Origin of the sequence: Streptomyces sp. NPDC056169, assembly GCF_042268445.1 — a bacterium.
In the GTDB taxonomy this organism is placed as follows: Bacteria; Actinomycetota; Actinomycetes; order Streptomycetales; family Streptomycetaceae; genus Streptomyces.
In genome coordinates this window covers 62,997-75,850 of the sequence record NZ_JBHJUO010000004.1, presented here as the reverse complement: position 1 = coordinate 75,850, position 12,854 = coordinate 62,997, and the positions used below count along the sequence as shown (strand labels likewise).

At 72.0% G+C, this 12,854-nt stretch carries 14 protein-coding genes; all 14 read left to right on the top strand.

Annotated elements, in window-relative coordinates:
* Nucleotides 1–33: 33 nt before the first annotated feature.
* The gene (locus ACFC0G_RS07465) at nucleotides 34–1,428 is read left to right on the top strand and encodes an NAD(P)/FAD-dependent oxidoreductase (RefSeq protein ID WP_376398673.1); all 1,395 of its coding nucleotides are present in this window, start codon (nucleotides 34–36) and stop codon (nucleotides 1,426–1,428) included.
* A gap of 271 nt (nucleotides 1,429–1,699) precedes the next feature.
* The gene (locus ACFC0G_RS07460; protein ID WP_376398670.1) at nucleotides 1,700–2,494 is read left to right on the top strand and encodes a hypothetical protein; all 795 of its coding nucleotides are present in this window, start codon (nucleotides 1,700–1,702) and stop codon (nucleotides 2,492–2,494) included.
* 22 nt (nucleotides 2,495–2,516) lie between these two features.
* A complete protein-coding gene (locus ACFC0G_RS07455) occupies nucleotides 2,517–3,641 on the top strand; it encodes a hypothetical protein (RefSeq protein ID WP_376398667.1) in 1,125 nt (374 codons plus the stop codon).
* A 10-nt stretch (nucleotides 3,642–3,651) separates the two neighbouring features.
* Nucleotides 3,652–4,044 carry a hypothetical protein gene (locus ACFC0G_RS07450; RefSeq protein ID WP_024758200.1) on the top strand — a complete coding sequence of 131 codons (393 nt, stop codon included), beginning with the start codon at nucleotides 3,652–3,654 and terminating at the stop codon, nucleotides 4,042–4,044.
* A 1-nt stretch (nucleotide 4,045) separates the two neighbouring features.
* Nucleotides 4,046–4,324: a hypothetical protein gene (locus tag ACFC0G_RS07445; protein ID WP_376398664.1), complete on the top strand. Its 279-nt coding sequence runs from the start codon at nucleotides 4,046–4,048 to the stop codon at nucleotides 4,322–4,324.
* 3 nt (nucleotides 4,325–4,327) lie between these two features.
* Entirely contained in the window at nucleotides 4,328–4,816 is a 489-nt protein-coding gene (locus ACFC0G_RS07440; protein ID WP_351813542.1) for a hypothetical protein, read from the top strand.
* A gap of 22 nt (nucleotides 4,817–4,838) precedes the next feature.
* Complete coding sequence (locus ACFC0G_RS07435; protein WP_376398661.1) at nucleotides 4,839–5,183, top strand: hypothetical protein; 345 nt, start codon at nucleotides 4,839–4,841, stop codon at nucleotides 5,181–5,183.
* Entirely contained in the window at nucleotides 5,180–6,865 is a 1,686-nt protein-coding gene (locus ACFC0G_RS07430) for a hypothetical protein (RefSeq protein WP_376398658.1), read from the top strand. Before ACFC0G_RS07435 ends, ACFC0G_RS07430 begins: the two co-directional genes overlap by 4 nt.
* Nucleotides 6,865–7,206: a hypothetical protein gene (locus ACFC0G_RS07425; RefSeq protein WP_376398655.1), complete on the top strand. Its 342-nt coding sequence runs from the start codon at nucleotides 6,865–6,867 to the stop codon at nucleotides 7,204–7,206. Before ACFC0G_RS07430 ends, ACFC0G_RS07425 begins: the two co-directional genes overlap by 1 nt.
* A gap of 5 nt (nucleotides 7,207–7,211) precedes the next feature.
* Nucleotides 7,212–7,595, top strand: coding sequence for a DUF2634 domain-containing protein (locus tag ACFC0G_RS07420; RefSeq protein WP_376398652.1), 384 nt, complete (start codon nucleotides 7,212–7,214; stop codon nucleotides 7,593–7,595).
* A gap of 3 nt (nucleotides 7,596–7,598) precedes the next feature.
* Nucleotides 7,599–8,927, top strand: a complete 1,329-nt coding sequence (locus ACFC0G_RS07415; protein WP_376398650.1) for a baseplate J/gp47 family protein — start codon at nucleotides 7,599–7,601, stop codon at nucleotides 8,925–8,927.
* Entirely contained in the window at nucleotides 8,924–11,134 is a 2,211-nt protein-coding gene (locus ACFC0G_RS07410) for a hypothetical protein (protein ID WP_376398647.1), read from the top strand. The genes ACFC0G_RS07415 and ACFC0G_RS07410 overlap by 4 nt, the downstream gene beginning before the upstream one ends.
* Nucleotides 11,131–11,745, top strand: coding sequence for a hypothetical protein (locus ACFC0G_RS07405; protein WP_376398644.1), 615 nt, complete (start codon nucleotides 11,131–11,133; stop codon nucleotides 11,743–11,745). The genes ACFC0G_RS07410 and ACFC0G_RS07405 overlap by 4 nt, the downstream gene beginning before the upstream one ends.
* Before the next feature lie 13 nt (nucleotides 11,746–11,758).
* Nucleotides 11,759–12,844 carry a hypothetical protein gene (locus ACFC0G_RS07400; protein ID WP_376398641.1) on the top strand — a complete coding sequence of 362 codons (1,086 nt, stop codon included), beginning with the start codon at nucleotides 11,759–11,761 and terminating at the stop codon, nucleotides 12,842–12,844.
* Nucleotides 12,845–12,854 lie beyond the last annotated feature (10 nt).

Genomic DNA, 12,854 nt, shown 5'->3' with positions numbered 1-12,854 from the left:
CCCCACCTCCGCGATCTCAAGGAGCCCGCCGTCATGGACCCCCTCGCCTCGCTCCGGGACGTCGACCCGACCCCGTTCTGGCTCGACAGTCCCGAGAAGCCGCAGCCCGCGCCCGCCCTCGTCGGCGCGACCACCTGTGACCTCCTCGTGGTCGGCGGTGGCTACACCGGCCTCTGGACCGCCCTCGTCGCCAAGGAGCGGGACCCCTCGCTCGACGTGGTCCTCGTCGAGGCCGACGAGGCCGGCGGCGCCGCCTCCGGTCGCAACGGCGGCTTCTGCGAGGCCAGCCTCACCCACGGCCTGGACAACGGGATCGCCCGCTGGCCCGACGAGATCGGGCTCCTGGAGCGCCTCGGCCGCGAGAACCTCCAGGCCATGGAAGACACGCTCGTACGCCACGGCATCGACTGCGACTGGGAGCGCACCGGCTCCCTCGCCGTCGCCACCGAGCCCTACCAGCTCGCGGCCCTCCAGGAGGAGGCCGAGGCCGTGGCCCGTTACGGCGGCACGAGCGTCCTCCTCGACGGCGACGCCGTACGCGCCGAGATCGACTCCCCGACCTTCATCGGGGGGCTGTGGAACAAGGACGACGTGGCGATGGTCAACCCGGCCCGTCTCGCCTGGGGCCTCAAGCAGGCCTGCCTCGCGCTCGGCGTCCGCATCCACGAACACACCCCCGCCCTCTCGCTCGACGAGCAGGGGCACACGATGGGCGTCCGCACCCCGTACGGCCGGATCACCGCCCACAAGGTCGCCCTCGCCACGAACGCGTACCCCTCCCTGCTGCGCCGCCACCGCCCGTACACCGTCCCCGTCTACGACTACGCGCTCATGACGGAGCCGCTCAGCGAGGAACAGCTCGCCTCCGTGGGCTGGCGGAACCGGCAGGGCTTCGCGGACATGACCAACCAGTTCCACTACGTCCGGCTCTCCGCCGACAACCGGATCCTGTGGGGCGGCTACGACGCCGTCTACCACTACAACGGCCGCGTGCGCCCGGAACACGACCAGCGGCACGAGAGCTTCGCGACCCTCGCGCGCCACTTCTTCACGACCTTCCCGCAGCTGGAAGGGGTGCGCTTCAGCCATGCCTGGGGCGGTGCCATCGACACGAGCACCCGCTTCTGCGTCTTCTTCGACACCAGCCACCGGGGCAAGGTCGCCTACGCCGCCGGCTACACCGGACTCGGCGTCGGGGCGACCCGCTTCGGCGCGGAGGTCATGCTCGACCTCCTCGACGGGGCCCGCACCGAGCGCACCTCGCTCGAACTGGTCCGCCGCAAGCCGCTCCCGTTCCCGCCCGAGCCGATCCGCTCGGTGGGCATCGGCATCACCACGTGGTCCATGGCCCGCGCCGACCTGAACGAAGGCCGCCGCAACCTCTGGCTGCGCACGCTCGACCGCTTCGGTCTCGGCTTCGGCAGCTGAGACGGCAGGGGTTTCCACCAGCCCCGACGATGAAATGCGCCCCCTGCGCGCCCTCCGGTATGCACCGGGCGTGCGCCGGGGGCGCACCCATGTCCCCGTATTCCAGGGCGAGTTGAGGACTCCGGGCGCGGTCCGCCGAAACCGGCCGTGCCGCCGTTCCCTCGATAGACGGGCAATCGCGGACCACTCGGACCAGCCGCTCTTGTCCACCGGCCCGGACCCGTGCGTCGCTGGGTGACGTCAGCAGGAAGCGTCGCCGGAGGAGCCGGGCATGGCTGTGGTCCAGGACAAGGCCTTGAAGCAGGTCGCCGACGCCGCCGTCCTCGCCCCGGCACTCACCCCGCACGCCCTGCTCCTCCTGGCCGGCACGCACGAGCTGGAGCACGAGCGCGTCGACTCCGTCAAGCAGCTCCGCGTCGTCCGGACCACGCTCGCCGAGCCGCTCTTCGCCTCCCGCACACGGCGCGGAGCGTGGAACCAGGTGAACCCGACCCCGACCCGTACCGAGGTCTGCTGGGAGGACGAGGCCACCGAGCCGGTGTGGATCGACGTCACCGCCGAGCTGGAGATCGACGTGGTCGCCGAGACCGACCCCGGCGGCCTCGAATCGCTGGTCACCCGGTCCGTGGGCGCCTACCGGACCCTCGACGAGTTCCGCGCGCACTTCACCTACCTCGACCTGGACGCCTTCATGGCGAGTCACGGGCTCACCACCGTGGAGGACCTCAGGGAGGCGGGCGAGTACCTCCGTACGGAAGTGCGGCTGCGCCGCCCGCCCGTCTTCGACCCCACCGACCCGGTCAACGTCCGCACCGTGGCCGTCACGGCCGCCGTGCTCGTCGCCGATCCCACCGACGTCGCGGCCGCGCTCCGCGCCGCGGCCCTCGTGGCGGCGGCGGCCCGCGACCGACCCCTGCCGCCGAGCACCTTCGGCGTACGCAGCGCTCCCTACGCCCTGGTCACCGCCTTCACCCCCCACCCGCAAGCGGCGAACCAGGCGCTCACCAAGCCGGAGATCACCACCCTGCTCACCGGCGCGGGCATCGCCCCGCTCTTCCTCACCTGATTGCCGGAAGGAAGCACGCTCCATGACGACCCCCGTCCGCTACATCCGTGTCAAGTCGACCGTCAACCTCTTCTCGCCCGCCAACCGGCCCACCGGCAACATCGCGATCATCGGCACCGTGACCCCGCCCGCGACCGGCGCCGGGCCCGTCATCCCCGAGAACGAGCCCACGCTCTTCTCCGACCCCGACGACGCCGTGAAGCGCGCTCCCGGACAGCTGGGCACGTCCGTCGCGCTCGCCATGCGGCAGGAACCCGGTCCCGGGCTCGTCTTCGGGGTGCGCCTCGCCGCCACGCCCAACATCCAGGAGACGCTCGCCAAGATCGCCACCCTGCCGGTCCAGCTGGTCGTGATCGCGAACACCCCGCTGGAGGCCGGGGCCGGCGGGGCGACACCGACCGCCGGCATCCTGGCGCTGGCCAACCACGTCAAGGGCCCGTTCGGCGACGGCCTGGAACGCATGGGCGTCGCCATGCTCGGCAAGGGCGACACCGACGCCTCGATCATCACGGGCGCCCTCAACAGCGACCGCATGGTCTACGTGGCGCACAAGAGCGACGAGGACGTGGCGGCCGCCGTCGCCGGCACCATCGGCGGCTACGACCCGCACATCTCCCTGCTCCTCAAGAAGGTCGGCGTCACCTCCGCCCCCTTCACCGCGCAGGAGCTCTTCACGATCAACGGCTCCGAGGGCGAGAGCTCGCCCCCCGGCGGCCAGAACGTCAACTGGCTCGTGAACCCGGCACTCATCCCCGGCGAAGGCGTCTACCTCGGCGAGGGATACACCGGAGCCTCCGGCACGACGGACAAGAAGTACATCGACATCGTCCGCACCCTCGACGACATCACCTACCGGCTCAAGGCCTCGCTCATCGCGAGCATCGGCGAACTGCGGATCAGCAGGACCGGCCTGCGCGCCCTCGCCGGCGAGATGGAGGCGGTGCTCGAACCGCTGCGCCGCAGCGAGGTCATCGACGACTACCTCGTCGTCGTCCCGGTCCTCGCCCTGTTCGACAAGCCGCAGCCCACCCCCGAGGACCAGGCGCTCATCGCCAAGGCCCGCCGCGACCGGTTCGCCGAGGCCATGGTCCGCATCACCTACGCCGGGGCCATCCACCGGCTCACCATCAACCTGACCTTCGAGTAGGGAGCCCCGCATGTCCGACTGGAACACCCGCCTCGAAGTGAAGCTCGGCGGGCGCACCGTCACCCCGATCAGCAACTTCTCCCCCTCCTTCAACGTCCCGCACACGGTGCTGCACAGCCTGGAGGCGGACGGCGTCGGATACGTGCGCCAGCCGTTCACCTTCACCTTCACGATGACCGTCCCCGCGGTGGCGTCCGCCGTCGCCGACCTCACCGAACTCGCCGTCACCGGCAAGGAGTTCTCCATCGCGGTCGCCGAGAAACAGGGCAACGACTGGGCCTTCTCCGCCCTCAAGTTCGGCCGCTGCGTCGTCAGCGCCGTACAGCCCAGCACCGTCACCGTGGACGGCGTCCCGCAGGCCAACTTCACCTGCATGGCGCTCAACGTGGGCGTGGAGGAGTGACATGGACGGCGACGACGAGGAGTTCGCGCGCATCGACGCCTTCGCCGCCGGCGGCCGGGTCGACAGGACCGGCCTCGCGCTCGTCCACGAGGGCGAGTACATCGTCCCCGCGGCGGGCAGCGAGGCCGTCGTCAGCCACCGCTCCGGCACCGGCACCGTGGTCCATTACCACTTTCCCGTCGAGGTCGAGGTGATCGGCGAACTCGGCGACCACCACGTCCAGCGCATCGCCGGACACGTCTTCGCCGAACTCGACCGCGAACTCGGCAGCCGGGGGTGACCCGTGACGGAAAAGGTGCTCGTCGGCACGGTCCCCCTGCTGTACGTGCAGAGCGTCACCATGACCGAGGGGTACCGGGTCGAGCGGATCCTCGGCAGCCGCTTCGCACAGGCCACCCAGCCGTCGACGAAGACGATCGTCATCGAGGCCGTCCTCCTCGGCCCCGAGCGGCACGCCACCAAGAAGGCCCTGGAGGTCCTCGCGCTCACCTCGCGGGCGCTCCTCGCCGCCGTCGCGCCGGTGCTCGCCGTCTCCGGGATCCCCGTCGTCTGCGGTCTTACGCTCAGCCTCGACATGCAGATCACCGATCTGCGGTTCACGCAGAGCGTGCAGAAACGGGACGCCTTCGACGTCTCCCTGACGCTCCAGCACGTGCCCCGCTCCAGTCTGACGGCGCTGCTCGGCGAGATCGCGGACCTCGCGATGAGCGCGGGCAGCGCGGGTGTGCCGAGCCTGCCGGCCCCCGGCCCCGTACCCCGTTCACCGTTGTAGGCAGAGCCGGAGAGGAGACGCGATGCCGCTGCTGCCCGTCGACCCCGACGAGGGCTTCCCGCAGAGCTTCCGGATGCGCTTCGGCCCGCACGTGTACCGCATCGGCCTGTACGTGAACGCCGACGAACGGACCGTCGCGGCGCAGGACGTCCTGAACCTCCTGGAGAGCAGCGCGTTCCTCGTGGTCGTCGTCGGCCGCGAGGACCCCGACGGGCTCGTGCCGCTCGTGCGCCGGAAGGCGGTGCGCGGACTGCCCTGCCCGGCGGGCCCGCTGCGGCTCGTCTTCCGGGAGGCCCGCGTGCACGTGCGGAACCTGAACGGCGCGGGGAGCCACGGTTCGAAGGTCGTCGTGGAGGTGTCGGCGTGAGCATCGCGATCCGCTACGGCGTGACCGTGGACGAGGACAAACCCCCGGAGGACTCCCCGCTCGGCGCCATCGCCGGCGCGGTCGCCTCCCTGGTGGGCCTCGCCGGACTGCCGCTCACCGTCTCCAACCACATCTTCGACGGCTCCCTCGTCCTCGACGCGGACATCACCGTGACGATGAACGAGGGAGCGGTGGCGGGCACCTTCGACCTCCTGCTCGTCAACGTCCCCGGCGACACCGTCGCCATGCTCCGCTCGAAGATCGTCGACACCCCGCTCAAGGCCACGGTGCGGCTCGGCTACTTCGACGAGCCGGGCAGCGTCGACGAGCCGGTGATGGCGGGCCGGATCCTCCGGATCACCTCCTGGGTCGGCGAGGACGGTCTCAGCCGCGTCCGCCTCACCGGGCAGGACGCCGCCGGGTACGCCCTGCGCACCCAGGAGGTGGCGCTGCACCGGGCGAAGTCCTGCGACGCGCTGGAGTTCGCCGAGCGGATCGCCCAGGCGACGGGGCTCACGCTCGCCGAGGGCTCGACGCTCACGGCCGACCTCACCGACCACACGGTCCGCAGCCCGACCGCGCTCGGCGCCCTGCGGGAACTCGCCGCGACCGTCCCGGCGCCCGTCGTGATCCGCGACAAGCAGATCCGCGTCGGGCGGGTGGTCGGCTCCGGTGACGACCCCGCGCCCGTACCGTTCGACCCGGCGCTCAACCTCGTCTCGTACGGGGACTCCCAGGGCGAGGAGACGGCGGCGCTCGCACCCGGAGAGGAGCGCCAGCCGCCCCGCACCTCGCTCGAACTGGTGGTCCTCGGTCATCCCGGACTGCGCGTCGGACAGGTCGCGACGCTCAAGGGCGTCGAGGCGCCACGGGGCCCGCTGCGCGTCACCCGCGTCGTCCACCGCTTCGGCGGTCGCACGGGGTACGTGTGCGAGGTCCAGCTCGTCGCCGTGCCCGCCGGCGCCGTCGCCGAGGTCGTCGACGGCGGGGTGAGCGGCTTCGCCGACCGGCTTGAGGCCCACGCGGACCGTCAGCGGCGGGCCCGCCCCTCCGTCGACGTCGGCGAGGTCACCACGTACCGCGGCCGGGGCCACCAGGTGTCGCTGAAGTACGGGCAGTCTCCGCCGCCCGCGATGAGCGCACCCAGCGTCCAGGGCGAGATCGGCGACGACACCCTGCTCGACAAGCCGGTGGCCGCCCCCTTCGCCTTCGGCCCGTGCGGCCTGATGACCCCTGTCTACCCCGGGATGCGGGCCCTGCTCGCCCACAACCGCGACCTCGTCAACGACGCGGCCGTCGTGGGCTACCTGTGGCCCCGCACCCCCGGCGCCAAGGCCCCGGAACCCCACCCCGGCGACTACTGGCTCTCCCTGCCCACCCGGCTCGGCCCCGACGGCCTGCCCGCCGGCCCAGGGACGAACGACCTCACCGACGCCGCGGGCGGCCGGGTCATCCAGGCCCGCGGCCTGCACATCCAGGTCGGCACCGGCAGCCTCTCCCCGGTCGGCACCCGCCCCACACCCCCCACGGACGACACCGTGACCATCGAGCACCAGAGCGGGACCACCATCACCGTCGGCGCGACGGGCGCGGTCACCGTCAGCACCACAGGAAGGAAGATCATGCTCAGCAACGGGACCGTGAGTCTGTCCCTGGACGGCAGCGCGGTACAGGTGACGTGATGCCCTACGTCCTCACCACCGCCGCCGACATCCGCTGCGCCCACCTCGCCCCGCTCCTGGTGGTGCCCTCCCAGACCTCGCTGACCGTCGCCGGGAACCCGGTCCTGCTCGTGAGCGACCTGCTCGCGGCGACCGTGCCCACCTGCCCCAACAAGGGCAGCCCCGGCCTGGTGGAGTGCGGCAAGGTCACCTCCCTGACGGACGGCACGAGCACGGTCCTGTCGGTGCGGGGCAGCGCCGTCGCCCTGGACACGGCCCGCGGCCTCACCCTGGCCCTGCCCACCCAACCCGTGCTGTGGAACGTCCTGTCGGCCGGCCAGACCCTCCTGAAGGCGAGGTGACGACGGTGGCGGAGCCCCTGGGGCACAGCCTGCTCCTGGACAACGGCGACCTCGTCCTCCGCGGCGGCGACCTGGTGAAGGTGCGCGGCCTCGCCAACCTCGTCCAGGCCCTGACCCTCTCGCTCCTCACCCCGTACGGCTCCGACCGCTTCGACGACCGGTACGGGCTCAGCGTCACGGAGGCCTTCGGCCGGCCCGGCGGCCCCCCGGTCGTGCAGGAGCTGCTGCGGCTGGAGATCGTCAGGACCCTCGCCGCCGATCCGCGGGTGAACGAGGTGACGGAGGTGACCTTCACCGGCGACCCGGCCTCCCGCCGGTGGACCGCCGCGGTCGTCGTGGAGACCGTCGACGGCCGGACCACCGCCGTCACGGCAGACCTGGAGGTGTGAGTCATGACCTACGGCGTGACGGACGAGGGCTTCGTCCTCAAGGGAATCGACCAGCTCCTCAGAGAGAGCCGGGAACGCGCCAAGGCCGTCTTCGGCGACGACGTCGACCTGCGGCCCACCAGCCCGCTGGGAAAGGTCCTGGAGGTCGTCGCCGCCGAGGACTCCGAGCTGTGGAAACGGATGGAGGCCCTCTACTACGCGCAGTTCCCGGCCACCGCGACCGGCGCCGCGCTCGATCTGCTCGGCGAGGACGCGGGTCTCGAACGCCTGGCCGGACGGCGCGCGGGCCAGGTGCTGTTCACCCTGGGGAACGGAGCGCCGAACCGCGCCTACGTCGTCCCCGAGGGCACGCTGCTGCTCACCGCGCCGTCGGAGACGGACGACGCCGCCCGGGCGTTCGCGACCGAGGAACCCCTGGTCCTCACCGTCGCCGCCCCGACGGCGACGGTGGACGTCCTCGCCGTCGAGGGCGGCGGCGAGGCGGTGTCCGCCGCGACGATCACCCGGGTCCACCCCGAGCACGCGGAGCAGTACCTCGCGGACTGGGCGGGAGCCACGCTCACCCTTTCCAATCCGGCACCCTTCGCCGGCGCCCTGGAAGCCGAGGACGACGCGTCGTACCGGTCCCGGCTGATCGCCCTGCCACACGCCCTGTGGACCACGGACAGCGTCCGGCAGGCCGCGCTCGGCGTCGAGGACGTCGTCGACGCGCGGGTCACGGACGAGCTGGGCGGCGTCGACGTCTCGCAGGTCTTCTTCGACGGCTTCTCCTTCGGCGAGCGCAGCTTCAGCGCCGAACGCCGCGTCGGCGAACCGTACTTCGCCGAGGTCGCCGTCGCCCGCCGTGGACCGCGCCCGTGGCTCACCACGACCACGGGCACCGAGACGGTGGAAGGGGTGTTCGACCGGGTCACGGCGGCCGTCGAGCGGGTACGGCCCATCGGCGTGCACATCAGGGTCGTGGAGGCGGACCACATCGAGGTCGCGGTGCGCGCCGAGATCGTCCTCGACCCGCGGTTCACCACGGCCGCCGTGCAGGACGGCATCAGAAAGCGCCTCGCCCACGACATCGGCCGGCTGAGACTGGGCGACGACGTGCTCTACTCCCGCGTGATGTGCGTGCTCGTGGACGAGCCGGGCGTCACCGACGTGCGCAACCTCCATCTGCGGCGCTGCCCGCCCGCGTTCGGCCGGTTCGGCTTCGGCGCCGTCCCCTACCAGCTCGGCATCGTCGAGGCGGCCGTCGGCGAGAGCCTCGTCATGGGACTCACGGAGATGGCGCAGTTCACCCGCGACTCCGCCCTCAGCGACATCCAGGTGGTGCCGCGATGACCACGGCCACCACCGCGGCCCCGCCGATGGCGGCCACCGACATGGCCCTGCGGCTCACCACCCCCTTCGCCCGGGGCGCCGACCACCTGGAGCTCGTCGTACGGGGCGAGGACATCGACCTGTACGACTTCGCGCTCCACAAGGCCCTGTTCGGAGTGGATCCCGACCCGCTGTACATCCTCCAGGCCCGGCAGGACGTCGCACCGGCCACGACCGTCACCCTGACCGTCGACGACGGCCCGCAGGAGATCACGCTCCCGCTGCCGGAAGGGCTCCTCGCCGGCACCACGGTCGCCGTGCCGCGACCCTCGGGACTGCTCACCGGCATCCGGTCCACGGGCCTCGCCGGAAGCCAGGAGACCCGGTGGCGGCTGACGGCCCTGCTCGGCACGACGGGCAAACTCCTGTGGGCGCTCGGCTGGGAACGGGACCACCTGCGCGCGCAGTTGGACCGCACCGCCACCGTCCGCTCGCCACGGGACGCCCGGGGAAGCACCCTCGACCTCCTCGGGGCCGGCCTCGACGTCGTCCGGTCGAGCGGCGAGGACGACCCCGCCTACCGCAGGCGGGTGCGCCTCGCCCGCCGCTGGACCCTGCCCACGCCCATCGGATTCGCCGCCGCGCTCAACGCCGCGATCGGAACGATCGGCGGCCACGCGAACCCCCTGGTCGTCGACGACGGCAACGGCCCGCTGCGCCGCGGACTGCTGCCCCTGCGGGTGGTCCCGGCCGAGGTGCCGCGCGGCCGGTCGATCGACGCGCTCGGCCGGCCGGGCGACGGCCGGCAACCGCCCGCGCCGGAGGGGTACTTCGACCCGTACTACCTGCTCACCCTCGACCCCGCGGTGGTGGACATCGCACCGCCGCCGCCCGGGCCGTACCCACCGGGCCTCCCGCTCCCCGCGCCCGGCCGCACACGGCCCGCGGTGGCGGCGGCCCTCGGCCGACTCGCCGCTCTGCTCGGAGCCACCCGGGCCCGGGTGACCTCCGGATTCGACCCGCGGGCCGAGGACGCGCGCGCCACCGGCCGGGCCGTCCTGCTCACCCACCCCTCGGCCGAGCCCGGCCGGCTCGCCGCGCTGGCGCACCGCGCCGGATTCGACCTGGTCGTCCACCGCCCCGACGGGCAGGTGTACGCGGAGACCGCGCCGGACGAACAGCTCGTGATGCACACCGGCGCGGGCACGGTCGCCGAAGGGCAGCAGCTGACGCTGAGCGTGACGCCCGCCCCGCCGTCGGGGGCGACGATCCGCTGGTACCTGGTCCACTGCGGGCCCGGACGGGCGGTGTTCACCGGGCCGGCCGACCAGGTGTCCGTCCAGCTCACCGGCGAGGCGCCGGGGCGGGTCGTCGTCACCGCCGAACTGCGCGACGGGCCCCACACCCTCACGGTCACCCAGGACGTGACGGTCCTCCCGGCGCCCCTCGCCGACGGCAAGGCCATCGGTGCGGACGGCACCGCAAACCCGGCACCGCCCGCCCCCGGAGTCCCGATCGACCCGGTGTTCCTGGCCCTGCACGACGATCCCTCGCACGTCGACTACGGTGCCGATCCGAATCGGCACCGGATGCGGCGGGAGACCGCACGGCACCTCGACCGCCTCGTCGTCCTGCTGACGGGCCAGTCCGGCAAGCTCGTCGTCGAGGCCGCGTTCGCGCCGACCGGATCGTCGCTCGCGAAGGAGGGCCGGGAGCTGCGACTGAAGCATCCGGGTGTCACCGCGGGCGTGTTGGCGGTCCTCGCGCACCGGGCCGGCTTCAGCCATGTCAGTGTGGGCGGTGGGTCGGTGACGGTCCGTCAGAACGTCGGCGACCACCCTGTCGAGGTGCATGCCACGGGACTCACCGAAGGCGTCCTGGAGGTCGGGGCGGTGGCGAAGCTGTTCGTCAGTCCCACCGAAGCGGCGGTCGGCACCCTCGGCGTCCTCGTCTGGTCCACCGGCGACGGCGCCGCGTCCCTCCTCACCACCGCCCCCGCCGAGATGTCGGTACGAGGCGAACACCCGGGGCTCGCCTGGGTGCAGGCCGCCTACCGGCCGACCGCCGGACCGGGGGCGTACCAGGTCACCGTACGGCTGCGCACCCCCGAGCTGGCCGGTCACGTCCTGACGCCCGCCGAGCGGGACCTCATCACCCATCTCCTCGCCGAGCTGCATCCGCTGGGCGTGGAAGTGGTCACCAAGGAGCTGACCGGAGGAACACCATGACCGACAGCATCGCCTTCACCCCCGCGTTCAAGCACACGCCCTGGGTGGACACCCGGGACCGGGTGTCCGCCAGCGGACCGAACGGCTTCAACATCCGCTTCGACACGCTGCAACAGGACCTGGAGTCGCTGTCGGGGGTGGTGAAGACCATCGACGTCGCCATCAAGGCGGCCGGCCAGCACATCTCGGTCGAGCGGAAGCTGTCGGTGGCGCCGGCGTTCGCCCCGCTGGCCGGCGACTCGAACTGGGAGCTGGACACCAACGGAGTCGCGGTCCGCCCCGCCTTGGCGGTCAGCGCACGGGGAATCGTCGCCGTCCCACTGCCGGACGGAGCCAAGCTGCTGAAGTTCCGGGCCCTGGGCACCAACACCGGGAGCGGCACCCTGAACATCCTCCTCGTCCGGTCGCCGATCTCCCAGACCCCGACCCAGCAGGTCCTGTCCCGGGTCGTCGGCACCGGGACGTACGACGCCTCCGAGAACATCCAACCGGGCATGGAGCGGGTCGACATGAACGGCTTCCGCTACTCCGTGAAGGCGAGCCTCGCCAGCGCCTCGACCTCGGACACGGTCACCATCGCCTCCCTCCAGATCTCCTACATCCTCGACTGAAAGCGAGTCCACCATGGCAGGCAACCTCTACGTCGGTGTCGACTACGGCCGGAACAACGGCCCGGGCGAGGACAGCGGCTCGCGTCCGTGGGTCCGCGAGGATCCGCCGTTCTGGGCCAACGCCAGCATCTGGCTGGAGCCCGGCATCACCAAGGCGACGGTCGGTGACCCCTCCTTCATCCGCGTTCGGGTCTCCAACAGGGGCAGCCAGATCATGAAGGCCGTCCGCGTCCAGGCGTTCATCTACCCCGCGTCCATCGGCGTGCCCCCGACGTTCGGGACCGCCACCAAGATCTTCGCGGCCCCCAAGGACATCCCACCGGGCGCCGGCACCAACGACCCGGACGACGGAAACGTCGTCAGATTCGGTCCCTGGACGCCCCAGCCCGCCGAGCTCCAGGGCGACGGGCACATGTGCCTCATCGCCAACGTCTACCAGAGTGAGGACGACGTCGCCTCGCCCGACCCGGGCAGCGCGCCGATCACGGCGACCGAGGGCTTCAACCCCAACGGCGAACAGCACCAGGGCCAGCGCAACATCATCCTCCAACCGGCCCGTCAGCCGGCCGTCTCCCAGCCGGTGAAGGTGCAGTACACGACACGGCCCGAGGCGCCGTCCGTGCATCCACGCAAGTACAAGATCATGGCGGAACCCTTCGAGTTCGAAGGGTTCAGTCCGGACGAGCTTCTCGTCCTCTCCCAGGTGCGGGAGATCGAGTTCACCAAACCCAGCACCAAGCCCGGCACCGACCCGCCGACCGGCCCGGGTGCCGAATCGGGAATCGACCCGGGCACCGACCCGGCGAACGTCTTCGGATCCGACTTCGGCGAGCTGGTGCTGAAGACCTCGTACGGCACCGAACGCGTGACCCGGGCCACGAGCCGGATGTCCTTCTCGCTGAAGGCCGAGGGGATCCCCGGCCTCGACCAGACGTTCGAGCGGGACGAGAAGATGGGGGACGCCGTCCTCAGCGAGCTGGAGGTCCAGCTCGACCCCGACGCCCCCGTCGGCAGCCTCCACACCTTCGACCTGTCCCTCAACGACGAGAAGGAACGGGTCGGTTCGGGGCTGCGCGTCATGATCCTGGTCACCGAGTAGCGGGGGAGCG